30 protein-coding genes are annotated in these 25,339 nt (G+C 70.2%); 25 read left to right on the top strand and 5 right to left on the bottom strand.

Annotated features, from left to right (window positions below; translation table 11 throughout):
* The first annotated feature begins 73 nt into the window (after positions 1 to 73).
* Positions 74 to 907 carry a hypothetical protein gene (locus ACFU7Z_RS10690; protein ID WP_380777265.1) on the top strand — a complete coding sequence of 278 codons (834 nt, stop codon included), beginning with the start codon at positions 74 to 76 and terminating at the stop codon, positions 905 to 907.
* A 36-nt stretch (positions 908 to 943) separates the two neighbouring features.
* On the opposite strand, the gene ACFU7Z_RS10685 is transcribed toward ACFU7Z_RS10690, so the two are convergent.
* Positions 944 to 1,756: a hypothetical protein gene (locus ACFU7Z_RS10685; RefSeq protein WP_380777264.1), complete on the bottom strand. Its 813-nt coding sequence runs from the start codon at positions 1,754 to 1,756 to the stop codon at positions 944 to 946.
* A 129-nt stretch (positions 1,757 to 1,885) separates the two neighbouring features.
* Complete coding sequence (locus ACFU7Z_RS10680; RefSeq protein ID WP_380777263.1) at positions 1,886 to 2,092, bottom strand: hypothetical protein; 207 nt, start codon at positions 2,090 to 2,092, stop codon at positions 1,886 to 1,888.
* Between the two features lie 440 nt (positions 2,093 to 2,532).
* On the opposite strand from ACFU7Z_RS10680, the gene ACFU7Z_RS10675 reads away from it, so the two are divergent.
* The 4 genes from ACFU7Z_RS10675 (at position 2,533) to ACFU7Z_RS10660 (ending at position 6,556) form a co-directional block, all read left to right on the top strand.
* Positions 2,533 to 2,676, top strand: a complete 144-nt coding sequence (locus tag ACFU7Z_RS10675; RefSeq protein ID WP_380777262.1) for a hypothetical protein — start codon at positions 2,533 to 2,535, stop codon at positions 2,674 to 2,676.
* Between the two features lie 645 nt (positions 2,677 to 3,321).
* Positions 3,322 to 3,837, top strand: coding sequence for a helix-turn-helix domain-containing protein (locus ACFU7Z_RS10670; RefSeq protein WP_380777261.1), 516 nt, complete (start codon positions 3,322 to 3,324; stop codon positions 3,835 to 3,837).
* A 3-nt stretch (positions 3,838 to 3,840) separates the two neighbouring features.
* Entirely contained in the window at positions 3,841 to 5,112 is a 1,272-nt protein-coding gene (locus tag ACFU7Z_RS10665; protein WP_380777260.1) for a PBSX family phage terminase large subunit, read from the top strand.
* Complete coding sequence (locus tag ACFU7Z_RS10660; protein ID WP_380777258.1) at positions 5,099 to 6,556, top strand: phage capsid protein; 1,458 nt, start codon at positions 5,099 to 5,101, stop codon at positions 6,554 to 6,556. Before ACFU7Z_RS10665 ends, ACFU7Z_RS10660 begins: the two co-directional genes overlap by 14 nt.
* Before the next feature lie 6 nt (positions 6,557 to 6,562).
* Here ACFU7Z_RS10660 and ACFU7Z_RS10655 read toward each other — a convergent pair whose 3' ends face one another.
* Positions 6,563 to 7,384, bottom strand: a complete 822-nt coding sequence (locus ACFU7Z_RS10655; protein WP_380777256.1) for a hypothetical protein — start codon at positions 7,382 to 7,384, stop codon at positions 6,563 to 6,565.
* An 81-nt stretch (positions 7,385 to 7,465) separates the two neighbouring features.
* On the opposite strand from ACFU7Z_RS10655, the gene ACFU7Z_RS10650 reads away from it, so the two are divergent.
* The 9 genes from ACFU7Z_RS10650 (at position 7,466) to ACFU7Z_RS10610 (ending at position 13,648) form a co-directional block, all read left to right on the top strand.
* A complete protein-coding gene (locus tag ACFU7Z_RS10650) occupies positions 7,466 to 9,697 on the top strand; it encodes a phage minor capsid protein (protein WP_380777255.1) in 2,232 nt (743 codons plus the stop codon).
* Positions 9,698 to 9,729: 32 nt separating this feature from the next.
* Positions 9,730 to 9,906, top strand: a complete 177-nt coding sequence (locus ACFU7Z_RS10645) for an Rmf/CrpP fold protein (protein WP_380777267.1) — start codon at positions 9,730 to 9,732, stop codon at positions 9,904 to 9,906.
* Between the two features lie 162 nt (positions 9,907 to 10,068).
* Positions 10,069 to 10,467, top strand: coding sequence for an endonuclease domain-containing protein (locus tag ACFU7Z_RS10640; protein ID WP_380777253.1), 399 nt, complete (start codon positions 10,069 to 10,071; stop codon positions 10,465 to 10,467).
* A gap of 103 nt (positions 10,468 to 10,570) precedes the next feature.
* Complete coding sequence (locus tag ACFU7Z_RS10635; protein WP_380777252.1) at positions 10,571 to 11,290, top strand: hypothetical protein; 720 nt, start codon at positions 10,571 to 10,573, stop codon at positions 11,288 to 11,290.
* A gap of 12 nt (positions 11,291 to 11,302) precedes the next feature.
* Positions 11,303 to 12,313 carry a major capsid protein gene (locus ACFU7Z_RS10630; RefSeq protein ID WP_380777251.1) on the top strand — a complete coding sequence of 337 codons (1,011 nt, stop codon included), beginning with the start codon at positions 11,303 to 11,305 and terminating at the stop codon, positions 12,311 to 12,313.
* Complete coding sequence (locus ACFU7Z_RS10625; protein WP_380777250.1) at positions 12,313 to 12,540, top strand: hypothetical protein; 228 nt, start codon at positions 12,313 to 12,315, stop codon at positions 12,538 to 12,540. The genes ACFU7Z_RS10630 and ACFU7Z_RS10625 overlap by 1 nt, the downstream gene beginning before the upstream one ends.
* Positions 12,541 to 12,585: 45 nt before the next feature.
* Entirely contained in the window at positions 12,586 to 12,981 is a 396-nt protein-coding gene (locus tag ACFU7Z_RS10620; RefSeq protein WP_380777249.1) for a hypothetical protein, read from the top strand.
* Positions 12,975 to 13,298, top strand: a complete 324-nt coding sequence (locus tag ACFU7Z_RS10615) for a hypothetical protein (RefSeq protein ID WP_380777247.1) — start codon at positions 12,975 to 12,977, stop codon at positions 13,296 to 13,298. Before ACFU7Z_RS10620 ends, ACFU7Z_RS10615 begins: the two co-directional genes overlap by 7 nt.
* Entirely contained in the window at positions 13,295 to 13,648 is a 354-nt protein-coding gene (locus tag ACFU7Z_RS10610; RefSeq protein ID WP_380777246.1) for a hypothetical protein, read from the top strand. Before ACFU7Z_RS10615 ends, ACFU7Z_RS10610 begins: the two co-directional genes overlap by 4 nt.
* A 19-nt stretch (positions 13,649 to 13,667) precedes the next feature.
* Here ACFU7Z_RS10610 and ACFU7Z_RS10605 read toward each other — a convergent pair whose 3' ends face one another.
* Positions 13,668 to 13,892 carry a hypothetical protein gene (locus ACFU7Z_RS10605; protein ID WP_380777245.1) on the bottom strand — a complete coding sequence of 75 codons (225 nt, stop codon included), beginning with the start codon at positions 13,890 to 13,892 and terminating at the stop codon, positions 13,668 to 13,670.
* Between the two features lie 84 nt (positions 13,893 to 13,976).
* Between ACFU7Z_RS10605 and ACFU7Z_RS10600 the strand changes: the two genes are divergently transcribed.
* From ACFU7Z_RS10600 to ACFU7Z_RS10550, 11 genes are all read left to right on the top strand, one after another.
* Positions 13,977 to 14,396, top strand: a complete 420-nt coding sequence (locus ACFU7Z_RS10600) for a minor capsid protein (RefSeq protein WP_380777244.1) — start codon at positions 13,977 to 13,979, stop codon at positions 14,394 to 14,396.
* A 9-nt stretch (positions 14,397 to 14,405) separates the two neighbouring features.
* Positions 14,406 to 14,903, top strand: a complete 498-nt coding sequence (locus tag ACFU7Z_RS10595; RefSeq protein WP_380777243.1) for a phage tail tube protein — start codon at positions 14,406 to 14,408, stop codon at positions 14,901 to 14,903.
* Positions 14,900 to 15,394 (top strand): hypothetical protein, encoded by a 495-nt coding sequence (locus tag ACFU7Z_RS10590; RefSeq protein WP_380777241.1) that lies wholly within the window; start codon positions 14,900 to 14,902, stop codon positions 15,392 to 15,394. Before ACFU7Z_RS10595 ends, ACFU7Z_RS10590 begins: the two co-directional genes overlap by 4 nt.
* A gap of 291 nt (positions 15,395 to 15,685) precedes the next feature.
* Positions 15,686 to 18,058, top strand: a complete 2,373-nt coding sequence (locus ACFU7Z_RS10585; protein WP_380777240.1) for a phage tail tape measure protein — start codon at positions 15,686 to 15,688, stop codon at positions 18,056 to 18,058.
* 28 nt (positions 18,059 to 18,086) lie between these two features.
* Positions 18,087 to 19,010 carry a hypothetical protein gene (locus ACFU7Z_RS10580; RefSeq protein ID WP_380777239.1) on the top strand — a complete coding sequence of 308 codons (924 nt, stop codon included), beginning with the start codon at positions 18,087 to 18,089 and terminating at the stop codon, positions 19,008 to 19,010.
* Between the two features lie 11 nt (positions 19,011 to 19,021).
* Positions 19,022 to 20,164 (top strand): hypothetical protein, encoded by a 1,143-nt coding sequence (locus ACFU7Z_RS10575; RefSeq protein WP_380777238.1) that lies wholly within the window; start codon positions 19,022 to 19,024, stop codon positions 20,162 to 20,164.
* A 788-nt stretch (positions 20,165 to 20,952) separates the two neighbouring features.
* On the top strand, positions 20,953 to 22,065 hold the full coding sequence (locus tag ACFU7Z_RS10570) for a hypothetical protein (RefSeq protein WP_380777237.1): 1,113 nt from the start codon (positions 20,953 to 20,955) through the stop codon (positions 22,063 to 22,065).
* Complete coding sequence (locus ACFU7Z_RS10565; protein WP_380777236.1) at positions 22,066 to 22,797, top strand: hypothetical protein; 732 nt, start codon at positions 22,066 to 22,068, stop codon at positions 22,795 to 22,797. It abuts the gene before it with no gap.
* An 80-nt stretch (positions 22,798 to 22,877) separates the two neighbouring features.
* Positions 22,878 to 24,011: a peptidoglycan-binding protein gene (locus tag ACFU7Z_RS10560; RefSeq protein ID WP_380777234.1), complete on the top strand. Its 1,134-nt coding sequence runs from the start codon at positions 22,878 to 22,880 to the stop codon at positions 24,009 to 24,011.
* Positions 24,012 to 24,065: 54 nt separating this feature from the next.
* Positions 24,066 to 24,293, top strand: a complete 228-nt coding sequence (locus tag ACFU7Z_RS10555) for a hypothetical protein (protein ID WP_380777233.1) — start codon at positions 24,066 to 24,068, stop codon at positions 24,291 to 24,293.
* Positions 24,290 to 24,619 (top strand): hypothetical protein, encoded by a 330-nt coding sequence (locus ACFU7Z_RS10550; protein WP_380777231.1) that lies wholly within the window; start codon positions 24,290 to 24,292, stop codon positions 24,617 to 24,619. Before ACFU7Z_RS10555 ends, ACFU7Z_RS10550 begins: the two co-directional genes overlap by 4 nt.
* A 91-nt stretch (positions 24,620 to 24,710) precedes the next feature.
* On the opposite strand, the gene ACFU7Z_RS10545 is transcribed toward ACFU7Z_RS10550, so the two are convergent.
* On the bottom strand, positions 24,711 to 25,259 hold the full coding sequence (locus ACFU7Z_RS10545) for a Scr1 family TA system antitoxin-like transcriptional regulator (RefSeq protein WP_380777266.1): 549 nt from the start codon (positions 25,257 to 25,259) through the stop codon (positions 24,711 to 24,713).
* Between the last annotated feature and the right edge of the window lie 80 nt (positions 25,260 to 25,339).

The raw sequence follows: 25,339 nt of genomic DNA, 5'->3' as shown, positions 1-25,339 counted from the left end.
CCCCCGTACCACCGGAGAGGGGCGCCCGGGCCCACCAACTCACCACCCCCGCAAGCCGATTGGGAGAAGCACCGTGTACCCGTCCAACCGCATCCGACAGGCGGTCGAGCAGCTGCGCACCGTGCGCGCACACTGGGGCGCGCTGCTCGTCGCGATCGAGACCGCACCGGCCCCCGCGTGGCCGCCCGCCCAGCTCTCCACCCACCTCGCCCGACAGGCCGCCGACGACGAGCTGCTCGTCGACGACCGCGTGCCACTCACCCTGCGCCAGCACCCCGCCCCCGCCAACCTCGCCGCCCTCGACGCCGCGGTGCGCGTCGAACGGCTCGTGTTCGACGCCGCCGACACGCTCGCCGCCGCCGTGCAGCGGCCGATCGAGCGCCGCCCCGTCTCCACGCCCGGCCGGCCGGTCGTGTGGGCCCTCGACGAGGCGGACGCCGCCGACCCCCGCCGGTGGCACTACGCGAGCCCGACCGACCCCGGAAGTCGACGGCACGGCCTGCACTGGGCTGCGATGTTCGTCGAGGGACGCCTGCTCGACGAGGACACCGCGCCCGAGCGGCGCGCCGGCTCGCACACCCGCGGGCCGGCCCTGTTCGGGCTGCTGCCCGAGCACCTCGCCCACGAGTCGGTGCGCGTCGCCGGACAGGCCGAGCACCTCGTACTCGGCGTGCTCGGCCTCGACCGCAGCGAGACCCCGGTCGAGGGGCGTCCCTGCCCGTGGTGCTCCGGCGGGCTCATCCTGCACACCGACCCGCGCACTGCCCCGAGCGTCACCTGCGCCACCGGCCGTACCTGCCCGGCCCCTGCCGACCTCGACCAGCGCGGCCGCCGTACGTGGGTCGGGGTCGAGCTCGTCGAACTGCTCAGCGCCCTCGACCGGCCAGCCTCGTCCTGCGCGGGGTAGACGGTGGCCCGGACCGTAAAGCGGTCCGGGCCGCTATCAGTTTTCAGGGCTGGAATCAGCGCGGATGTGAACCCCGTGGCTGGCCGCGAATAGCTTCAGCGCCCAGACGGCGTTGTCGCATGCAGCGAGATAGTCGGACGCGTCGACGATGCTTGGAGCGCCGCCATGAGCAACCAGGTTCCGTAGCTTCGCCAGTTCCTTGATCGACTCCGTCGAGTTGACGCCGAGGCCGATCATCCTCAGCTCGTCAACCTTGTGCCGAACCGGGAAAGTGCGACGCGCCTCACGACTGAGCGGCACCACTTCACCCCGCCTCTTGACGCTGTCGAATACTCGATTGATCTCCATCTCGACTTCCCGCCAACCGCTAAGGATGGCCGCTTCCGGGTGCTCACGAACCAGAGGCCCCAGGTTGCGACTGATCCTCTGCGGCGCCGTCGGATTCGCCCGCAGCGCCATGTCAAAAAGGATCCCCTCGACCGTGCTTGGTTCGGCTGGTCGACCCGCCCCTACATGGTCCAGACCCTGGCGATACGCATCGGCGGCACCGGGCTCCGGATTGGCGGGGCGCGGGACGGGTCGTGACTGCGGCTCGCCTGGCGATTCTCCCCGCGAACCGTCTGCTGCTTCCGCGAGGGCCGCGGCCTCCTCCTCGACAGCATCTCGGCTCACCGCCTCCGCTCGTTCGAACTCGTCCCCGAACTCGGCCTCCAAGCCGGCGCCCTTGGCGGACTTCATCCTGCGCAGGAGCGCTTTGAACTCACCCCGGAAGAAGATCATCAAGATCAACACGAACAGGGGCCACACCAACGCCTGCACATACTCAAGAACCAGCTTGGCAACTTCCATGCACGGATCATGGCGCAATCCGGGCAGACGTTGTGCCACCTAAGACGAGCCGACGGAGTTCGGGGTCGCGACCGCAGTACCCCAAGGCACACGGCCGCATCATCCCCATATGGAGGGCCGCGGCCCTCCCTACCGGCGCCCGTCGCGCCCGCGAGCCCCTAGCACCGAGAACCCGGTGCCGAGCAATGCGCCCGACGCCGCGTTCAGCGGCTGAGCCAGCGCGATCACCACCATCACGCTGGCGATCGCGACCGTCGGCGCCAAATCCACAACCCAGCGCGGCATGCGCTCGCCGCCGGACGGCCCATCGGCCGAGCCGTTCACCACAGTTCCCACAGAGCATCCCTCTCACGAGCCGTCTAGGCCGGTTGTCGGGCGGCGCCGCTCCGACATCGAGTCTGACAGCTCACCAGCACCTGTTCTTCCTGCCCAGCCACGCCATTTCAGTGGTTCGAATGAGCGCACCCCGATCGGCCACAGAGAGATTGCGCAGAAGAGCGTCATTGGCAAGCAATCAAAGGCAGATTCACAAAAAGATCTTCGAATGATCCAAGTTACGTAACTTTCGCTATATGATTAGAGCGCCAGCACAGGCACTCCGCCTGCATAACTAAAACTCTCAAGTTCTTGAACTCCCGATCTCTGAAACTCCGTACTTCCGGCGCGACAAGGCCAGCCTCCACCAGGGGATTTACGAGCAGGAGGGGCAGCCGACGCCGGCCGACACCGACCCGGCGACAACCGCCGAGCAGTTCATCGAGGCCACCGTCGACGAGGTGCTCGCCGACTACGCCACCGACGACGAGATGCTCGGCGCGCGAGCACTGGCGTGGATCAAGCACCCCGGCCGGGACGAGGGCGCCGCCGCGGTCGCCGGGCGGACCCGCAGCCAACCCCCTTGCGTCGTTATCGATCTGTGACCTAAAGTTGGAGGCGCGTCCGGCGTACCCGGAAACGCACTCCAGGCCAACGGCCCGCCAGCCCTCCCCCGGTGGCGGGCCGCAGCCGCTTCTAGCCCCGCCGCCCCCGACCCGCCCCCTTCAGCGCCGAGAAGCCGCCCGCGAGGAGCGCACTCGACGCCGCGTTGAGCGGCTGCGTCAGCGCGATGGCCATCATCACCGCAGCGACCGCGACCGTAGGCGTCAGATCGACCACCCACTGCGGGACACCATCACCCCCGGGCTCACCGCCCACCGGCCCGTCCACCTCATTCCCCACAGAGCTTTCCCCATCTCATGAACCGTTGTGGCCTGATGCGGGGCGGCGCCGCTCCGAGATCCATCGTCCCAGAGCTGAAACCCCTTGCCCGCAGGGACATTTCGGTCATGCAGGCCTTTCGGAGGCGGAACCCCCATCCGGGCCGCGATGCGCAAAAGACGTACCTTTTTCACTTCTTTCAATCGAAGCTAGATTCTTTAAAAGATCATGGATTGTTCGCGCAGACCGCCCGGTAAGTGCTGTGTTTCTAGCAATCGTTCCACCTTCGCCTTCGATCTGCGTCGTCGACAATGACGAATTTTCGCGAAAGTTGACGCACCTCGAACCAGATCACGGAGGGGGTGACCATGCGCGAGCTGATCAACGAATCCGATCGGGCAGACGTCCGTCGCCTGCACGCCGACGGCCTGTCCCGCAACGCCATCGCCTCCGCGATCGGGCGCAGCAGCTCGACCGTGTCAAAAATCGCCGGCGAGGAGGGGCTCGCCTTCACCGGCGGCGCCCGGACGGCCGCGGCGACCGCGGCCCGGCAGGAAGACCTCGCCGCCGTCCGTCGGGATCTGGTGGGCCGGCTGTACCGGCGGGCTGCGGCGAACCTCGACCGGGTCGAGGCCGGTTCGTACGTGCGGGTCGAGGTGCTGCCGACCGGCGACACGGTCGACGTGGTCACCGAGGACCCGCCGGCGCAGGACGAGCGCCACCACTCACAGGCCATCGGCTCCTATCTGACCAGCGCGGCCCGGCTCGCGGAGATCGACGCCGGCACGTCAGGCCACGAAGTCCGCTCCATGCTCGGCGACTTGGCGAAGGGCTTGCGGGCCGCCTTCGCCGACGAGGACGAAGCGGCCGCCGACGGGGGGTGAGCCGTGCTCGCCCCCGCCGTCGAACTCCCCCTCTCGCGGAAGCAGTTGTGCAGCGTCGCCCGGGCCACCGCCCGTATCAACATCTGGCACGGCTCGGTGCGGTCCGGCAAGACGGTTGCCTCGTTGCTGGCGTTCCTCTTGGCGATCGCGGAGGCGCCGCCGTCCGGGCTGATCATCATCTGTGGCCGCTCGCTGCTGACGATCGAGCGCAACGTGCTGGAGCCGCTCAGCGATCCGGCACTGTTTGGGCCGGTCGCCGGACAGGTGCGGCACACCCGCGGCGCCACCACCGCCGTCATCCTGGGCAGGACCGTCCACCTGATCGGCGCCGCGGACTCCCGGGCCGAGGGCCGACTTCGCGGCCTGACGGCCTACTTGGCGTACGTCGACGAGGCCACGCTGATCCCCGAAGCATTCTGGACTCAGCTTCTCGCCCGACTCAGCGTCCCCGGGGCGCGGGTGCTGGCCACCACCAACCCCGACGGTCCGCGGCACTGGCTGCGGACCGGGTACCTCGATCGGGCGGCCGAACTCGACTTGCATGCTTGGCACTTCGCCTTGCACGACAACCCGAGCTTGTCACCGGCCTACGTCCGGTCCCTGCACGCCGAGTACACCGGCCTGTGGCGCCGGAGGATGATCGACGGCGCGTGGGTGGTCGCTGAAGGGGCCGTGTACGACTGCTGGGATGAGCAGCAGCACGTCGTCGACGAGCTGCCCACGATCACCCGGTACTGGCTCGGAATCGACTACGGCACCACGAATCCTCTCGCCGCCGTCCTGCTCGGATTGGGCGTGGACGGGCGGCTGTACGTCTGCGCGGAGTGGCGCTACGACTCCCGCGCCCGGCGCCGGCAGATGACCGACGCCCAGTACAGCGCCGCCCTGCGCGGTTGGCTCACTGGCTTGGGGGTCGACCCCGAGTGGACGTTCGTCGACCCCTCCGCCACCTCGTTCACCGCGCAGTTGTGGGAAGACGGGCACCCCGGGGTCGCCCGGGCGAAGAACGACGTCGTGGACGGCATCCGGTCGACGTCGACCGCACTCGCCCCCGCCTTCCTGCGGGTGCACCGTTCCTGTGAGGGGCTGCTCGCCGAACTCCCCGGGTACAGCTGGGACCCTGTCGCAGCCGCCGCCGGCGAGGACCGCCCGATCAAGCGCGACGACCACTCCTGCGATGCGCTGCGGTACGTCGTGCACTCCACCCTGCCGGAGTGGCACCACCTGGTCCCCGACCTGATCCCGGAGGAGGTGAGCGCCCATGCCACTGCCTGAGCCCAACTCCCCGTGGCCCCCGAAACGGTGGGCACCGGAGCTCGCCGAGATGGCCGTCGACGACGCGTGGTACTCCGGTGACCCGAAGCGGCTCGCCTCGGTGTACCAAGGGCAGGGCCACCGCCGCGACGGGCAGCGCCGGCTGTGGGGGCGCGACCGCGCACCGGCACCGGACCGCCGCGAGACCCGGCTGCACATCCCGATGGCGGCTGACGTCGCCCGCCGTAGCGCGGGCCTTCTGTTCAGCGAGCCCCCACGACTGACCGTGTCCGACACCGCGTTGCAGGCCCGCCTCGACGAGTTGCTCGGCGAGCACGCCGAGCGCGTGCTGCTCGAAGCAGCGGAGGTGTCCGCCGCGCTCGGCGGTGTCTACCTGGCCGCCGCGTGGGATGCAGCGATCGGCCCCCGGCCGCTCCTCACCACCGTGCACCATGACGCCGCCCTGCCGGAGTTCCGCTACGGACACCTGACCGCCGTGACGTTCTGGCAGGAACTGGAGAGGCAGGGTGCGACCGTGCTGCGTCGGTTGGAGCGGCACTCCCGCGGCCGGATCGAGCACGCCCTCTACGAGGGCACCACCGACAACATCGGCAGGCCGGTACCGCTCACCGAGCACCCGACGACCGCCGCGGTCGTCGACAGCCTCGGCCCGTCCGGCCTGGTCGAGACCGGTATCCCGCAGCTCACCGCCGCCTACTGGCCCAACATCGGCCCCAACCGGACCTTTCGCGGCTCGCCGCTCGGCCGCTCGGACCTGCAGGGCCCGGCGCGGGACCTGTGCGACGCGCTCGACGAAGTGTGGTCGAGCTGGATGCGCGACATCCGACTCGCCCGCGCCCGCCTCATCGTCCCCGGCGCCTACCTGCGCGACCGCGGCCCCGGCCACGGCGCCCACTTCGACCTGGACCGCGAGATCTGGCAGGCCCTCGACATCCCCCCGACCGACGGCATGGGCATCACACTGGCCCAGTTCGCGATCAGGGTCGAGGAACATCGCTCGTCCTCCGACGCGTTCGTGCGGCAGATCGTCCAGAGCACCGGCTACAGCCCGAGCACGTTCGGCCTCGACGGCGACGGGCCAGCCACCACCGCGACGGAGATCATGGCCCGGACCCGCGACTCCATGGTGACCCGCAAGACCAAGATCCGGTATGCGGCCCCGGCGCTCGGGGACATCGTCGAGGCCATGCTCTCTCTCGACCGAGCGCTCGGCTTCTCCCGCCTCACCCCCGAGCGGCCGGGCGTCGAGTTCGGGCCGGCCGTCGCCCCGGACGCGCAGGCCCAGGCACAGACGCTCTCCCTGCTCGCGCAGGCCCAGGCGATCAGCACCGAGACCAAGGTCCGCATGGTCAACCCGGATTGGTACGCCGAGGCGGTCGCCGCCGAGGTCGCCCGCATCCACATGGAGACCGGGCAGGCCGTGCCCGACCCGATTACGTTCTGATCGAGTTTACCCGTGGAATGTTTTCCGCGCCTTCAGATACCGATCATCATTGTAGAAGACGGTGAAAGCGTCCGCAAACCACGGAATCTCTCCGATTCCCCGCCGAAACGCCTCTAGATGCAGAAAGTAGAGAACTTCGACAATGTATCGCACAATGGCCGCACACAAGAACGTACCATTCTTGGCCACATATTCCGACTCCCGCTTAGAGACAAGAAGACCACCAGGCGCTGAGATTCGATCCCCGGTTTCAGAAAAAGCAGTGATATGCGAGAATGGGCCCAGGAGAGCATCAAGGAGCCTGCCCTCCTCCTCGTCGCGTTGCGCATGGCGTTGTGAGCGCCCGGCAAGGAAAGGCCTCCCTATTTCCTCGAACCATCGCGCCACCGGGTCCAGCGGCTTGGCCTTTGGAGAGCCAGTGAGAACATCGAGCCCGTGATACCGATCAAATTTGGCGAAATCAGCAAGCGCTGACATCGCTACAGCAACTAGAGGCGAGGACGGGAGTTCGTATTGAAAATTACTTTGCTCGGCAGATTCCCTGACCGCTCGAACTGATTCGAAGAGTTTTTCAAGGTCGTGACCATAAGTTCTCTTGAAGTCGGTCGATCCGGGGAATTCTCCCACCCTGACTCGGTGCTCCACGAGCATCACCAGCTTCATCAACCGCTCAAGGCCGATTGTGTAATTAAAGAAAGCCCCATAGTAAAACCCCGGGTGATCGGCGTTCGCCTTTCGCATATAAGACAGGCCGATCCCAATTGATTGCTCAGAAAGACTTGCCTCCTGGACAAGTAGGCGCCATTTGACACTTCCCAGGCCGCCCATCGGACTCCCTTCTGATCTTGCCGATCCTGGTGATTGTCCCGTAAGTGGCACTACCTCGCTCAGCTTTTAGGGAGGCTGCCGATGCCTGTCTCCCCGTGGATGGCCGAGGATCTCGCCGAGCGCGTGCGGGCCCTGTACGAGGATGCCGAGCAGCGCCTGCTCGGCATCCTCGCCCGGCAGATCGCCAACGGCCTCGAAGCGCCCGGGTGGGCCGTCGCCAAGCTCGCCGACGTCCAACCATTGCGCCGCGCGGCGCAGGGCGTCGTCGACGCGCTCGGCACCGCCATGTCGACCGAAGTACACGACGTCGTCGCCGAGGCTTGGAACAGGGGCGCGCGGACGGGGCTCGCCGAGCTCGGCGCCCTGGCCGACGTCGACGCCGCGCGCATCGCGGAGTCGACCCCGGCCGGCCGCGCGGTCGACCGGCTCGCCATGGAGACGATCGAGCTCGTCACCGCCACCCACCGCGGCATTCTGCGCGGTGTCGAGGACGGATACCGGCAGGTCGTCTCCGAGGTGGCCGCTACGCCACTGCTCGGCATCGACACCCGCCGCCAGGCCACGCAGAGGGCAATGGAGCGGTTCGCCGACCGCGGCCTACGAAGCTTCGTCGACAAGTCAGGCCGGTCGTGGCAGATGACCAGCTACGCCGAGATGGCCGTACGGACGGCCGTCGGTCGGGCCGCCGTCGAAGGGCAGACCGACCGGCTGCGCGCCGCCGGCGTCGACCTCGTGATCGTCTCGAAAGTTCCGCGTGAGTGTCCTCTCTGCCGCAAGTGGGAGGGCAGGGTGCTCTCGCTCGACGGCCCGGACGGGCCGCGCGAGGTCGAGGTCGAGCACGCCGTCGACGACGGCCGCACCGTCCGCGTGCGGATCGCCGGCAGCGTCGAGCAGGCCCGCCGCGCAGGACTCCAACACCCCAACTGCCGCCACGCCCTGTCGACTTACACCCCGGGCGTCACCGCCGCGGAGCCACCGGAGCCGGCCGACCCCACCGGCTACGAGGCCGGCCAGCGCCAACGCGCGATCGAGCGCCAGATTCGCAAGCACAAGAAGCGCGCCGAGGCAGCGCTCACGCCCGAGGCCCGGCAGGTGGCCGAGCAACGGGTGCGCGACTGGCAGGGCCAAATGCGCTCACACCTCGCCGCCAACCCGGAGTTGAAGCGCCTCAGGTACCGGGAGCAGCCGGGGGCGGGGAACCTCCCCGAACCGCGTCGGCCGGTACCACCGGATGCAGTCGAGGCCGCGAAGGTGCGCGCCGGTGACCACCGGACGCCGGCCGAGATGAGCGACGAGCAGCTCGGCGCCGCCACGCGGCACGGCTCCCTCGACGAGCGCTACCGCGCCAAGATCCGGGCGGAGGCTGACCGGCGGGACGAGCAGGCGTTGCTCGACCGCGTGCGGCCCGGCGGCCGGATGGCCGAGCACCTCACGGAGTTCGGCGACAACGAGCTCGCCCGGATCCTGCCGCTGCTCGACGATCCAGGTGTGCTGCGGGTGGCGGCCGAGCTGGACCAGCGCGACATCGACGCCGCCCTGCCCGGCGCCCGGCGCGACTTGATCGCGCTGTCCGAGCGGCAGCTCGCCGAGCGCGCCCGGCACGCCACCGGCGACGAACTCGCCGCCCTGGCCGCCGAGGCGGACCGCCGGCAGCTGCTCGCCGAGCTGCTGCCCGGCGGCCGGCTGCTGCCCGACCTGTCGGGCGTGGCCAACGACCGCCTCGGGTGGGCGCTGCGCTACACCGACCCCGCCGGGGCCGAGCGCACCGCTGCCGAACTCGACCGCCGCTACCCGCTCGACCCGCCGCCGGCCGCCGCCGGGCGCGGCGTCGAGGCGCAGCTCGCCGACCGGGCCGCCCTCGACGACGCGCTGCGTCCGGGTTCCCGGATGGACGACTGGTCGTGGGTTGACCAGGCGCCCGACGAACACCCGTGGGAACGGTTGCCCGCCGCCGAGCGGTGGTTGGCCGAACGGGAGTGGGCCGAGTCCGGACGCCGGGCCGCGTTCAGCCGCGAGCAGGTGCGGCAGATGTACGACGAGTACGTCTATGCCCAGTGGCTCGACGCTGAGGAGTGGTGCCGCGGCGTGCTGCTGACCAAGCGCGCTCAACTCGACGGCATCGACCCCCTGAGCCTCTTCTCGGGTCCGAACCATGTCGCGTACGCCCGGGCGTCCGAGGAACTTCGCCGGTACTGGGCCGAGGTGTCCCCCCGGACCACGCTCGCCGAGTACACCGAGCACCTCACCGGCGTACGGTCGGCCGCCGCCGACACCGCCCGCAAAACCGGCTCCGACATCATCAACCGCTTTTAGGAGGTGCCGAGTTGGGATTCCGTGCCGACATCGTGCGCGCTGTCGCCTCCGGCCGCGATGCGGCCCGCTCCGGACAGCCGATCACCACCTGTCCTCACCCGCGCAACAGCTTGCTGCGCTCCGCGTGGGTCCGCGGCTACGCCACCGCATGGCCCATGGCCGGGCACCCAACTGGTGACGCACCCCCGACTGTCAGAGCGGCGCCATAGAGTCCATTCGTGACTTGGATGCCGATGTCAGAAGCAGGGAAGCGGCGGTTTCGAGCGGGCCCGCCGAAGTGCGCCAGCTGGTACCCCAGCAGAAACGCGGACATGGTCCGGGCTTGTCGCGAGGCAGCCCTCACAGCGGCCCACGACCCCCAGGCGCGCAAGATGGCAATTAGCTATTTGATGGCCTGGCAGAAGTTCCGATGCGCCATCTGCGGCGACCGGACCACCTTGCAGAAGGACCATGATCATTCGACCGGGCTAGTGCGCGGCGGTCTATGCGAGAGCTGCAACCGCGGCGAGGGCCACGCGAAGACCGCCCCTGTCTACCTGGACTACCGGCGTCGGCATCCAGCGTCAATCTTGGGCGTCCAGATTCCCTACGAAGATCCGTGGACCAAGAAAGCCATCCGGATCTCGCCGAAGAATCCAGACGACCAGTGTTCCAGACTGAGCGCACTCAAGGTCAGCGCAGCCGAGTTCCAGCTGTCCGGTAAGCCGATCCCAGACCACATAGCCATCGCGGCACTGGAGCTCGCCGAAGAGCTCATCAACCCGCAGTAGTCCACCATACGACCACCAACCAGCTCACCAAGGCCCGTACCCCGACCTCCCCGGGGGACGGGCTTTTCCCATTTCCGTCCACGGCCCGGAGGGACCACCCGCCTTGACCACCAAAGCACTTCCGATCCACCCCCGCACCGGACTTCAGGCCGTCGGACTGCGCCGCGACGGTCGCCCGATCTGGCCCGTCCTTGGAGGCTCTGGCGACACCGGCCCCGTCGGCGGCCCCGGCACTGGCACCGGCACGCCGACCGGCGAGCCGACCACCCGGCCCGCCCCCCCGGGCCCCACCGACCCGCCCACCGCGCCGCCGGCCCCGGCCGGCCCGACCGCCGAGCAGCTCGCCGACGCCCAGCGCCAGGCGACCGAGGCCGCCGAGCAGCGCGACCAGCTGCAGGCCGCCCTCGATGCGATCAACAAGGCGATCAACCCCGACTCCAGCGGCGCGGACTCCGATCCGGCGCAGCTCGCCGCGCAGGTGGCCGATCGTGACCGGCAGCTCGCCGAGCTCGGCGCGCAGCTGCGTACGGCGCGGGTCGAGCTCGCTGCCCACCAGGCCGCCGAGGCGGCGGGTGCCCGCCCCGACCGCCTGCTCAACTCCCGCAGCTTCGCGGCTGCGGTTGCCGAACTCGACCCGACCGACGCCAAGTTCGCCGAGCAGTTCAAGTCGGCCATCACGGCGGCGGTGGAGGCGGACCCCGACCTCTACCGCGCCGCCGGCGCCCCGCCGCCCCGCTCCGGCTCGGAGTTCGCCGGCGCTCCCACCACCCGCCAGACGCCGGCGACGCTGCTCGACGCGATCTCGGCGCGACTCGCCAAGTAAGGAGGCTCCACCATGGCTATCACTCTCGCCGACGCGCGGATCAACGCGCAGGACGACGTCGACACGATGGTGATCGACGAGTTCCGGAAGTCCAGTTGGCTGCTCGACAACCTCACCTTCGACGACGCCGTGTCGCCCGCCGGCGGCGGCGCGACCCTGACCTACGGTTACACCCGGCTCGTCGTCGAGCGGCCGGCGCAGTTCCGCGCTCTGGGCACCGAGTACCCGAAGGCGCAGGCCAAGCGTGCGCGGTTCACGGTCGATCTGGCGCCGCTGGGCGGCGCGTTCGAAGTCGACCGTGTGCTCGCCAACATCGGCGCCGCGGCGTCGAACGAGGTGACGTTCCAGATGGGCCAGACCATCAAAGCCGCCCGGGCCTACTTCGCCGACCAGGTGATCAACGGCAAGCGCGTCACCACCCCGGGCGCCGAGCAAGGGTTCGACGGCCTCGACAAGGCCCTCGCTGGCTCGACGACCGAGATGGGCGCCGGCGCCTCCCTCGACTGGACCGGTCCCACGCTCGGCAGCGACACCGGGAAGGCCAACGACGCACTCGACGTGCTCGACGAGTTCCTGTCCCTGCTCGACGGGACCCCGTCCGCGCTGCTCGGCAACCGCAAGACCATCACGCGAATCCGCAGCCTGGCGCGGCGTGCCGGCTACTACGACCGGTCCCCGAACGCGTTCGGGCAGACGGTCGAGACCTACAACGGCATCGCCCTGGTCGACCTGGGCGACAAGGCCGGCAGCACCTCCCCCGTAATCCCGGTGGAGTCCCGCGACGTCGACGGCGCCGGGCCCGGCGGGCAGATCACCGGCCTGTCCGACCTGTACGCGCTGAGGCTCGGCCTCGACGGGTTCCACGGGGTGTCGACCGCCGGCGGGCAGATCGTGCGGCAGTGGCTACCGGACTTCAGCACGAGTGGCGCCGTCAAGACGGGCGAGGTCGAACTCGGCCCGGTCGCGGTCGCGCTCAAGGCGACCCGCGCCGCCGCAGTGCTGCGAAACCTCAAGGTGCAGTGATGTACGCGATCACGTCCCCCGACGGGGACCACGACGAGACGATCGCTGGCGTCCACTTCACCGCCGGCCGGGCGACGGCCGACCAGCTTTCCCCCGGCGCGCTGCTGTACTTCCGCCGCCACGGCTACGAGATCGAGCAGCTCGACCAGGCCCCGGCCACGACGGCAACCGGGGACGGACCGGCCCCGTCCACCACCGCCAAGGGGCGCGCCCGCGCCAAGGAGTAGGGGACGGCGCCACCCGCGCCGCCCCGGTGATCGGGGGTGGGCATCGTGGCACTCACCTACGCCACCCCCGAACAGCTCGCCGCGTGGCTGGGCACCGCCGCACCGCCGGCGGACGCCGAGCGGCTGCTCGCCCGCGCGTCCGCCGACGTCGACGCCGCGCTGCTCACCGCCTGCTACCCGGTTGACTCCACCGGCGCCCCCACCCGCCCCGAGCACGCCGCCGCGCTGGCCGCGGCCGCGTGCGCGCAGGTCGAATACCAAGTCGCCTCCGGAGAGGACGGGACCGGGGCGGCCGCGCGCTGGTCGTCCGTGAGCGCCGGCTCGATCAGCCTCACGGCCGGGGCCACGGCTCCGGCCGGTGCGCTCGACCTCGCGCCCCGGGCACGGCTCGCCCTGCAGCAGGCCGGGCTCACCGGTCACGGGGTGGGCCTCCCGTGGTGACCCGAGTCCCCCGGTGGCTGCTGCGCCACCGCATCGTGATCGAGCCGTACGTCGGAGAGTCCGCGTACGGGCCCGTCTACGGCCCGCCCCTCGACGACGTGCCCGCGCTGGTGTCCGAGACGGTACGGCTCGTGCGCGCCCCGGACGGCCGGCAGGTCGTCAGCTCGGCGCAGGTCGTGCTCGACCTCGACACCGACGTGCCGGCCGGCTCCCGGATCACCCTGCCGACCGGCCGTACCACCGTCCCGATCACCGTCTCGACCGTCGGCGCGCCGGGCTTGCCCGTGCCCGCCCACCAGGAGGTGAGTTGCGAGTGACTCGCCCCCGTAGCCGCGTTGAGTGGACCGGTGACGCCGTCCTGCGGGCCGAGCGCGCCGCGGCCGCGCGCGGCCTGCTCGCCGCCGCCGAGCACGTACTGCAGGCCTCCCGCGAGGTGGTGCCGATCGAAGAGGGCACCCTCATGCGCTCGGGCGTTGCCAGCGTCGACGAGCAGCAGCTCGTCGCCGCCGTGTCCTACGACACCTCCTACGCCACCAAGGTGCACGAGGATCTCAACGCCCGCCACGACCAGGGCCGGACGGCCAAATTCCTGGAACGGCCCGCTGCCGAGCAGGCTGGGGCGGTCGAGCAGATCATCGCCACAGCCGTACGGCGCGCGCTCCGCTAGACCACCCCCGCCCTGGCGACTAGCGCGCCGCGTCGAGTTCCTGCTGCGCCTTCGCGAACGCCGTCTCGGCGGCGTCGAGCTCGTCGTAGACCGCCTGAGCCGTCGTGGCCAGCACGCCGGGGACGTCCCGTCCCCGCACGAGCGGCCCGTCGTTCGACAGCTTGCTCGACTCGGCGCGCGCCGCGTTGACCCGGCTCAGCGCAGCGTCGTAAGCACGCTGCAGCTCATCAATTCCCTTACCCACCAGTCACTTTCCTTTCTATCTGTCCAACCCTTCGACGCTACCTCGTTCGGCAGACAATCGAAGAACCGTCCGGAGGCGATGCACTTGCCCGAGCTGCTCGACTCCGTTGCCCGCTATCTGCAGGCCGCCGGCCTGCTCATGTATGACCCCACCGGCACCCGGGGCGACTGCTTCATCGAGCTCATGCCGCCGGTGCCCGATAGCGCGGTGCAGCTCAGCCTGTACGGCGCTGGCGTCCCCGACCCGCTCAACGGCTGGGACGAGCGAAGCCTGCAGGTGCGGGTGCGCGGCACCGCCAACCCGCGCGTGTCCCGCGCCCGCGCCGAAGCCATTTTCTCCGCGCTGCACGGACTCGCCGGAGTCGAACTGCCCGGCGGGCTCTGGCTCGTGCTGTGCATCGCGCAACAGACCCCGTCTCCACTCGGCGTCGACGCCGTCGGCCGGCACGAGCACGTCGCGAACTTCCGCCTCGACATCGAGGCGCTCGACCCCCGCCCTGCCTAGGAGGTGACCATGCCGACCCCCACCACCCCTGTACGCCCCATCGACGCCCGCGGCTGGCAGTTCGAGGTGCAGGACTTGAGCGCCAGCACCGAGACGTGGCTGCGCATCGGACTACTGACGAGCTTCTCGCACAACCCCGGCGAGAACGAAGAGACCGAGGACACGACCAGCTTCGACAGTGACGGCTACTTCGAGCAAGACGTCATGCAGCGCGGCGCCTCGATCAGCCTGGCGTCCAAGTACGCCGCCGACAAGGCCGGCAAGCGCGACCTCGGGCAGGCCTACATCGACGACGTGTGGACGTACCGACTCGGCGTCGACTCCCGCAACCCCGTGCGCTGGCGCCACCGGACCCAACCCACGTGGGTGGTGTGGGACGCCACGGTCAGCCCGGGCGAGCAGGGCGGCGGCACCACCGAGAAGACGAGTTGGAGCGCGACGATCACCCGGTGCGGCAAGCCGTCGACCGCCGCGGTGACCCCGCCGCCGGCCGGGGGTGGCTCGTGACCGACGACGAGCTCGACCTCGACCACCAGGACCAAGCCGCCGACGGGTGCGCGGACTTCGACGCGTTCTTCGCCGAGCAGTCCCGCGGTCGGCATGCAGAAACGTTCCTCCTCTACGGCCGGACCTACACCCTGCCCGAGTCCCTCCCGCTGATCTTCAGCCTGCAGCTCGAACGCCTGCAGCACTCGGAGGACCCGGACGACGTGCGGACCATGCTCCGGGCCCTGGTCGGCGAGGACGCCCTCGACCACTGGGCGGAGCAGGGCATGACCGACCGGCAGCTCGGCATCCTGCTCATCTACGCCGCGGCCACCGTCCGCCGCCCCGGCTCGGTCACCATGGCGCGGGCGGCCGAGCTGCACGACGAGCAGGCCGCCGCCCGGGCCGAGGGAAAAGCCCCGAGCCCGGGGACGTCGGCCCCGAACCGGGCTCAGCGTCGGGCGAAGCCGGCGGCGCGGGCGCGGCGGGCGGGCTCTGGTCGGCGGTCCTGACCAACTGGGCGGCGGTCGAGTCCGATCTCGCCCGTATCTACGGTCTGAGCGCGGCCGACGTCGCTGCCCTGTCTGAGCGGCGGTTCGTCGTCCTGCTCGGAGGCCTCGACGAGCACTCGCGGTTCCGCGCGGCGTGGGCCGCCACCCCGCGCACGGTCTCGTCGGCGGCGGAGATCGCCGCGATCACGGGCCTGCCCGCCGAGGGCTGATCTGGGCTGCATCTGACCGAAGACCACCGTTTTCCTGGATCGCGTTGTCCGGGGTTGGTTGCGCTCGGCGAGGGGGTGAGCTGTGGCTCTCACCGTCGGCGAGCTGCTCGCCACGATCAGCGTTGACGACTCCGGGGCCGAGCAGGGCCTGCACCGGGTTGAGGCCGGTATCCGGCGCACCGCGCAGGTGGTCGAGAGCGAGGCCGGCCGTGCGGGTCAGGCGGCCGGGCGCGAGCTGGGCGACGGGCTCGCGGAGCAGTCCGAGCGCGGCGCCGAGCGCGCCGGCTCCGGCATCACGAAGGCGCTCGGTGCCGTCAAGGGGGCGCTGATCGGCGGTGCGATCGGCGCCGCCGTCGTGACCGGCCTGTCTGAGGCCGTCGGTCAGCAGCGCGGTACGAGCCTGCTGTCGGCGCAGCTCGGCGCGACGCCCGAGCAGGCTTCCCAACTGGGCAAGGCTGCCGGTCAGTTGTATTCGAAGGGGTACACCGACAGCGTCGAGACCGCCAACGAGGCGTTGAAGCATCTGTGGCAGCAGGGTCTCGTGCCCGCGGACTCGACGGCCGAGCACCTGCAAGCGGTCGGCGGCCGGGCACAGCAGGTCGCCGACATCCTCGGCGAGGAAGTCGGACCCGTCGCAAAGTCCGCTGGGCAAATGCTCAAAACGGGGATGGCCAAGAATGCCGAAGAGGCTTTCGACATTCTCGTGCGCGGCGCGCAGATAGGCGCAAACAAAAGCGAGGATCTGCTCGACACTTTCAATGAATATCCAACCCAGTTTCGCGATCTGGGAATTGATGGAAAGCAGGCACTGGGCCTTATCCATCAGGGATTGGAAGCGGGCGCGCGCGATGCCGATGTCGTGGCGGACGCTTTCAAGGAACTGAACATCCGGGTCAAGGACGGCTCCGCTGCCGATGGCCTGAAAAGCATTGGCCTGAACGCCGATAAAATGGCGGCCGCTTTCAACCGGGGCGGCCCCGAGGCGAACGCGGCGCTTGATCAGATCATGGATCGGCTGCGGCAGGTCAAGGACCCGACCGAGCGATCGAAACTGTCTTTCGCACTTCTGGGGACGCAGGCCGAAGACCTTTCCCGCGCCTTGTTCTCGCTCGATCCATCGTCCGCTGTGGCCGGGCTGGGCGCGGTCGACGGCGCCGCCGCGAAGGCGGGCGACACGATGCGCGACAACGCGGCCACCCGTTGGACGTCCTTCGTCCGGGGCTTGCAGCAGGGGGCCGTCGAGGTCCTCGGATCGAAGGTGATCCCCGCCCTGATGTCCGCGGCCGATTGGGTCGGCACGCTGGGCGACAAGTTCAACGCGGGCAAGGCCTTCGTTCGCGAGCACGGTCTCGCGTTCTCGATCGCGGCGGGCGTGATCACCGCGATCATGCTGCCGACCCTGATCGCGCTTGCCGTACAGGCCGGCATCACCACCGCTACCACGGTGGCTGGTTGGGTGGCGCAGGGCGCCGCCGCGATTGCGGCCGGCGCACAGGTCGTCGGCACGTGGGTCCTGATGGGTGCGCAGGCACTCGCGCAGGCCGCCCGGGTCGCCGCCGCCTGGCTGATCGCCATCGGACCCGTGGCGCTGGTGATCGCCGCCGTGGTCGGGCTCGTCGCCCTGGTCGTCTCGCACTGGGACACGATCAAGTCCGCGACCGCGGCCGCGTGGGACTGGATCGTGGGCGTGGTCCGCGGCGCGGCCGGATTCCTCGTCGATATCTTCTTGAATTTCACGCTCGTCGGCTTGCTGATCAAGCACTGGGATTCGATCCGGACCGGTGCGATCACCGGCTGGAATGCGACCGTCGATTTCGTCCGGGGAGTCCCGGGGAGGATCGCCGATTTCTTCCTCAACTGGACTCTAGTCGGGCTGGTCATCCGCCATTGGGATTCGATCCGGTCCGGTGTGGCGGATCGTGCCGGTGCGCTCGTCGACTACGTCCGCGGCCTGCCCGGGCGCATCGCGGATTCCCTCGGGAATCTCGGAACGCTCCTCGTCGACAAGGGCAGGGACGTCGTCCGCGGCCTGTGGTCCGGAATTCAGTCGATGGGCGCCTGGCTGCGCGATCTCCTGATCGGCTGGGCGAAAAACATCATTCCCGGGCCGATCGCCAAAGCGCTCGGCATCCACTCCCCGTCGCGTGTCATGGCGCAGGAAGTCGGTCGGTGGATTCCGGCCGGCATCGTCTCCGGCATCGAGGGGGCGCAGCCCCAACTCGCTGCCACCATGCGCGACTTGGTCGCGGTTCCGGACACTCCGGCGCTCACCGCAGCGACGCGCATGCCGCACCCCGCGGTCGCCGCCCTGCTTCCGACTGCCGCCTACGGCCTGGCTGACGGCAGGCCGTCCGGCCCCGGCCCGCTGGTGCACATCGAGCAGTTCAATGCCGGTGGCCAGTCGCCTGAGCAGCTCGCGGCGGCGCTCGGCTGGCAGCTCAAGGTCAGGGGGTGATCCGGTGGCCCTCGGCGACCGCGTTGCCTTGCCCGGGCACATTCAGTTCGGCGAGCAGCTGCTGCTCGGCCCCGGCACCCCCTACCGGTGGCGCACGCTGAGCGGGTGGTCCGACTCCCCCGCGTGGGATTCCGGGACCACCCCCCGGCCGGCCGGACACGGCGCCTACCCCGGTGAGCTGTGGGCGCAGCCGCGCACCATCACGGTGGACGACATCGTGATCCGGGCGCCGGCCGCCCGGATCGGCGCGGTAGTCGAAGCCTTCGAGGCAGGGGCGGTGTCCCTCGACGACGAGCTGCCGCTCGTCGTGCAGGTCGACGAGCGGGGGCCGCTGATGGTGTGGGCGCGGTGTCTGCGGTGGTCGGTCCCGACCCGCCGCGGCTACCGGGTCGGCACCATCACCGGCGCCGCGCTGATGTTCGAGGCCACCGACCCGCGCCGCTACTCGCTGGCGGAGCAGCAGGCCGTCGCAGGTCTGCCGGTCGACGAGTCCGGCCTCGACTGGCAGCTCGCCGGGCAGGTCGAGCGCGGCCTCGACTGGCACCTCACCACCCCACCGGGCGGGCCAGTCGTCGAGGGCGGGCTCGCCTTCGGCGCTGGCGGCTCCACCGGCATCCTCACCGCCGCCAACAACGGCAAGGCGCCGGCACCGGCCGTGGTGACCTTCGTCGGGCCCGTGACGCAGCCTTCCCTGCGGTGCGGGCGGACCGGGCGCCGGTGGGCGTACGACATCACCCTCGGGCCGGGCGAGCAGCTCGTCGTCGACGGCGCGGCCGGCACGGTCACCCTCGGCGGTGCCTCCCGGCTCTACACCGTGGCCGCTTTGTCCTCGCCCGAGCAGCTGCTCGTTGTCCCGCCCGGGGTCACGGACTTCAGGTTCGCCGGTGCCGCGGACGTCCCCCCGCATCCGGACGCCCGCGCGCTGCTGCGCTGGCGCCACGCCTACTGGTAGGAGGCACCCCCATGACTGTTCGGGCCGCGTGGCTCCCGCCCACCGGGCAGAGCCGCACCGACACCCGACTCTCCCCCGTCGGCACCATGACGCCGACCGGGCCGACCACCACCGCCCCCGGCGTGATCCCCGGAGGTACGCCGCTGCTGCTCACCTCGACCGCGCCCATGCAGGCGCAGCTCGGCGTCGGCCGGGCCCTCGTGCAGGGCAGCACCCTGCAGGGCGCCTACCCGGTCGCCGTGACCGTGCCGGAGTCGCTCGCCTTCGCCCCGGGGCACACGCAGTACGACCGGGTCGACCTCGTCGTGCTGCGCGTCTATGACGGGCTCTGGGATCAGAGCGGGCGGGCGCTGGCCGCGGTCGAGATCGTGCCCGGGACGCCGGACCCCAAGCCGACGGCGCCGGCGGCGCCCGGCTGCTCGCTGCCGCTGTGGGCGGTGCGGGTGCCGGTCGGGGCGTCCGCCGGCACCGGCGGAATCCCCTGGGCAACCGCCCTGACCGACCTGCGTGCCTACACGGTGGCGGCCGGCGGCATCCGGCCCGACGCCGGGGCCGACCCGGGCGCCTACCCCGGCCAGTTGCGCGACACCGGAGACCGGATCGAGCGGTGGTCCGGGTCCGCGTGGGTCGCCTACCCGCAGGCCCTCGGCGGCATCGTCCCCAACACCGTTGCAGGGCCCGGGAGTTACGTCGGACAATGGCGCGACGGACCGAACGGCCTTGACCGGTGGACCGGCACCGGATGGGTCGCGCTCGGCACGTGGACGCCGTACACGCCAACGTGGTCGGGCCTCGACAGCCTCGGCGCCTCGATCGCCGGCGGCCGGTACTGCCGCATCGGCCGCCGCGTCGAGGCCGTCGCGTGGCTCCACTGGGGCGCCGGAAGCTCGCTCGGCGGCGGCGCCATCCGGGTGTCCCTGCCGGTGCCCGCGGACGGCTCCGGCACCGCAGGGTGGACCGGTGTCGGCCGGCACATGGACGCCGAAAGCTTCTGGCGCGGCCTGATTCCGATCATCGAGGTCGGCGAGGACTCGGCGCAGATCCTCGCCCCGCGCCCGAGCGACGGCGCGTGGACAACCCCCGGGTCTCTGTCCTACCGGTGGGCCCGAGCCGGCGCCGTGATGCGCATGCAGATCGCTTACGAGGCTTCCTAGCCGGAACCATCGAACTGCCGCGCAGGCGCCCTAACGTCTCCCCTCGCCCCACCCCTCATACGCCTCAGCTGTGAAAACACGCCTTCAAGTAACGCTCAAAGTCGGAATACCTCTTCTTCTCCACACCATTAAATCCCGTCCCATCACGTGCCTCAAGAGCACTGCCCAGCGCGGCATAGTCAGCAGCCAAGTCTGTCAGTGCAGATTGAACTTCTGGCTTGGTGGCAGTACCTGCGGCCGACGAGAACTGATCGCCAAGGGTCCGCCACGCGGCGACGGCCGAGCGGCGTTCTTGGTCCGTCCATGGCGGAGTAGGGCGCGCCGATTCCCCTGCTCGAAAGGCTAGTAGAGCGCTGGAGGCTGCATCGCACCCTTGTCGCCCAGTTATGAGAGCCCGAAATGAGCCCCAGTCCTTCACCCCAAACCAGGCCAGAACCGTGATCAGCGACGTTGCCACCCCAAGCCAGACCAGTGCCTTCGAGTTGGTACTGGGCGACGCCGGGGTGGCCATGGGCTCCTCCGTCGCGGCCGGCTCGCGCGCCCCCCAGCCGCCTCCCGGCCGCTCCGAGCTCGCGTTAGGCGAGGTCCGAGAGTCTTCGGGGTCTTGCGCATCTGCCATTTATCCCCCTGAGTCCGCTGTCAGCAAAGTCTCCGACGCGACCATCAAGACACGCGGTTGCATTCACTAAGACTCTGCCAGGCTACTCGTCGAGTAGCCCCAACTACAGCGCACACATGGGACTTTCGAGAGTCCTGTTCAAGAACGCGTCGCCTGCGCGCGTGCGGAGGTGATCTCTTTGCCACCCCCAACGCCGTACCGGGTCCTGATCTGCGATCTCCGGTCCGACCAGTTGCTCGACATCCTGCCGCTGTGGGGCGTGAGCTTCGACGAGTACCTCGGCAAAACCGGCTCGCTCAGGGGCACCGTGCACCTGGTCACGGCCGAGCTCGCCGCCCGTGCCCGCGCCGCCCTGGTCCCCGGGCGCACCGCGCTGTGGGTGGAGCGCGACGGCGCGCTCTGGTGGGGCGGAATCCTGTGGACCACCGCCCTCGACAGCGACGAGCGCGGCCGGCTGCGGCTCGACCTGCAGGCCGCCACCTGGGACAGCTACCTCGCCCACCGGATGCTCTACGACTCCCAACACGCAACGGGTGTCGACCAGTTCGACATCGTTCGGAACTTGATCGAGTACTGCGCCGAGCAGCCCGGGGGCGACATCGGCATCGAGGTCGACACCGAGCTCTCCGGCGTGCTGCGGGATCGGTTCTACTCGCGGTACGACCTGCCGTTCGTCCGGGACCTGATCGAGCAGCTCTCACGGGTCGAGGGCGGGTTCGAGTGGCGGATCGCCTCCGTGCGCGACCCCGACACCGGCCGGCGCATCAAGCAGCTTCAGCTCGGCCACCCAGTGATCCGGGCCGGTCGCGGCGAGCTCGTGCTCACCCGTCCCGGCCCGATCCTCTCGTACACCTGGCCCACCGACGCCACCACCAAGGCCAACGGCTGGCAGAGCCGAGGCGCGAGCATCAACCGCAACCAGACCGCCGAGAGTACGCCGATGCTCTCCCCGCTGATCACCAACTCGGATGATGTCGAGGCCGGTTGGCCTCGTCTCGACGGCAGCTCGGACTACTCGACCGTTGAGCAGCAGCCCACCCTCGACGCGCACGCCCGGGCCGATGCCGACGCCCACCTCGACCCGCACACCGTGCCCGAGCTCACCGTGCGACTCGACGGCCAGATCAGCCCCGCCCTGCTCGGCGCCACCGCCCGCGTGCGGATCACCGACATGTGGTGGCCCGAGGGGATGAGCGCGCGCCTCCGGATCGTCGGGATCGCGGTCTCACCGCCGGAGCGCGGTCGCCCCGAAACCGCCAAACTCACTGTTGTGGAGGCCTAGTTGGCTGCGATTCCGCAGGATCTTCTCGACCGAATCCGCGCACTGGAGCGCCAGGTCCGCGAGCTGTCCGGCCGCGCGCAAACGCGGCCGGCGCTCGACAAGATCCAGCACGGGCCGGTCACCATCGCCGAAGGCGGAACGCTCACCGTGCGCTCCGGGACCGGCCACGACATGATCTACATCGGCGGGATCAGCCCGGCCCACCCGGACGGCACCAAGCAGTACGGCGTCCTGATCTCCCGCGAGGACGGCACCCCCGCCCTCGCCATGTGGTCGCCGAACCAGCACCCGCAGGGCATCGACATCTACGACAGCCGCGGCAGCACGCTGTTCGCCGAGGACCGGGTCCACGGCGGACTGGCCGTGCCGTACCTGCACACCGTCTTCTACCCCGACGGCGATCTCAGCCAGTACCCGCGTACGCAGTCCGGAAGTCCAGAGATCCTCTGGACGGCCGCGCACATCCGGTACCACCCCATGCTCAGCGTGGCCGCCTACGCCGCGGCCGACAACGGCACCACCGGCGCCATGCAGATCTACGTCGACGGCCAGCCCTGGGGCGAGCAGCACAACCTCGCCTCGAACGACTGGATCTACGCCGCCGACGGCCCGAAGCTCTGCCCCGGTGAGACCGCCGCCATCGTCAAGGTCGAGATCAAGGCGTGGCGAACCGGCGGCAACGGCAACATCTACGCGTGCGCGTCCGCCTGCGTCGGAACGCAGACCCGCTGACCCCAACTCCCGCACTGCACAGTCACCTTCGCTCCGTGGCCTGTCGGCCCCGGGGCTTCCTCATGTCTGGAGACACCCCTATGTCGTGGTACCCCGGCGCCGAGCGCATGGAGCTGCAGCCCGAGAGCGACGCGCAACCGGCCATCGTCCCCACGCAGTTCATCCTGCACAGCATCGCGGCCGCGTGGTCGCCGCGGCGCATCTACGAGTACTGGCGCGACAGCACGAATCTGGAATCCACGTTCGGGCTCGGCTACGACGGCACCCTCGCGCAATTCATCGGCACGATGACCCGTGCCGACGCGAACGCGGCCGCCAACCGCCGGCCCGACGGCACCGGCGCCGTATCGATCGAGACCGAGTCCAACAACCAGCACACCGACCCGTGGACGCCCGAGCAGGTCGAGCAGCTCGTCGCCCTGGGCGTCTGGCTCCACCACGAGCACGGCATCCCCCTGCGTATCTGCCGCACCCCGGATGACCCCGGGTACGGGTACCACCGGCTCCACCGGTCGTGGTCGACGTCCGGCACCGAGTGCCCCGGCGACGCCCGGGTGAGCCAGTTCCACACCGTGATCTTCCCGGCGATCGTCGCCCGCGCCACCGGCGCCCCGGAGCCGACCCCCAACCCCGCGCCAGCCCCCGACCCGCAGCCGACCGGCCCCGCCCGCTACCAGGTGACCATCGGCGGACAGACCTACGGCTACGGCGCCCACGGCCCGCAGGTCCGGCAGGTGGGCGAGGCGCTCGTCACCGCCAGCTACGGCCAGCACTACACCGTCGGCCCGGACGAGGATTGGCGCGACGCCGACACGCTGAACTACGCCGAGTGGCAGCAGAGCCTCGGCTACTCCGGCGCGGCCGCCGACGGCGTCCCCGGCGAGGACTCCCTGCGCCGGCTGCTCGGCGGCGCGCTGCCCGGCGAGCAGACCGTCGTCGACCTCGACCAGGTGATCGCCGCGGCCCGCCGCGACCCCGGCCTGCCGCAGGGCGGCACCACCTACCCCGACGCCGTCCGCCCCGTCGAGGCCGCGCTCGGCGACGAGGGCCTGCTCGGCCGGCAGTGGGCCGACGGCTCGTTCGGGTCGCGCACCGTCTCGGCCTACGCCCGGTGGCAGCAGCAGCTCGGCTACCGCGGCGCGGCCGCCGACGGCATCCCCGGCCGCGCCTCGCTCGCCGAGCTCGGCCGCCGGCACGGCTTCACCGTCCGCTGAACCTTCCGCCCGGGGCCGACCGGCCCCCGGCCCCATCCACCAGGAGGCACCCCCTTGACCGCCGCCACCCGCCGCACCCTCCGCACCGCTGTACAGACCCTGCTCGGCCTGCTTGCCGCCCTACCCCTGCTCATCACCACCGCCGGCATCCCGCAGACCCTGCCCGCCGTCGCCGTCGCGCTCACCGTCGCCGGCGCCGTCACGCGCGTGATGGCGCTCGACGTGGTCGAGCAGCTGCTGCCCACGTGGCTGCGCACCCCGAAGGACGGCGGCAGCGAGTGAGCGACCCCACCGGCGCCGGCCACCTCGATCAAGTCCTGCTGTTGGCCGGCGCGGTGGTCACCCTGTGCACCGCGGCCGGCTTCATCTGGCGCGCCACCCGCAGCGCCCGCCAGCTCGCCGCCAAGGTCGAGGACTTCGTCGATGACTGGACCGGCACCGACGACCGCCCCGGTGTCCCCGGCCGCCCCGGCGTCATGACCCGCTTGTCGACGATCGAGCAGCAGCTCGTCGAGGTGCAGCACGAACTGCACCCCAACAGCGGCAGCTCGTTGCGCGACGCAGTCGACCGCGTCGACCAGCGCACCGCCCACCTCGACCCCCCATAGGCAGCACAGCGCCCCCTTGTACCGGCTACGGGCCAGTACAAGGGGGCGCTTGCGTCGTTAACGCCGGGTCCCGGAACAACTCGCGTGTGAGTCAAACGGTGCCGAACTCGCCACCGCGGACGGCGGAGACGAATGCGCTCCACCCAGCGGCGCTGAACTCCAACCCCGGGCCGCTCCGGTCCTTGCTGTCCCGGACGGGCACGATGTCCTTGAACTGCGTGGCCATGGCTACCTCGATGCAGTTCCCGCCGTCGCCTTCGGAGTATGAGGACTTCATCCAGTCAGCGTGGTGCATGGGGTGGGCCGGCCTCTGGCTGGTAGTCACGTTGCTGAGCCCTCTCATGACGGCGTGGATCAAGTTGGCGGAGTTTCGCCCGGGGAGTACTTCCGCCCGGAGCCGATCATAGGACCGGGAAACTGCGGTCACTGCGTCCGGGTCTTCAACGATGTGGCCCTTGCCCATGACTTCGGAGTAAGCCCACCGTGCCCCGTCTTCAAGTTCTATGAGCGTAACGTTCCCGATCGCTCCGGTGCGCTCCCCAAGGTCGAAGGGGGCAACTTGAACGGTGATGTGCGGGTACTGCTCGGTTACGTCAAGTAGATGCTGCAACTGTTCCCGCATCACTAGGGCCTGTGTGATGTTGTGATCAGTTGGGTGGTCGCACGAGGTCGTCTATCCAGATCATTGAGGCGCGGAGGTGGAGGCCTGCGAGGTAGCTC

The sequence above is a fragment of the Kitasatospora sp. NPDC057518 genome (assembly GCF_042802075.1).
In the GTDB taxonomy this organism is placed as follows: Bacteria; Actinomycetota; Actinomycetes; order Streptomycetales; family Streptomycetaceae; genus Kitasatospora.
This window is presented reverse-complemented; position numbering and strand designations above follow the sequence as displayed.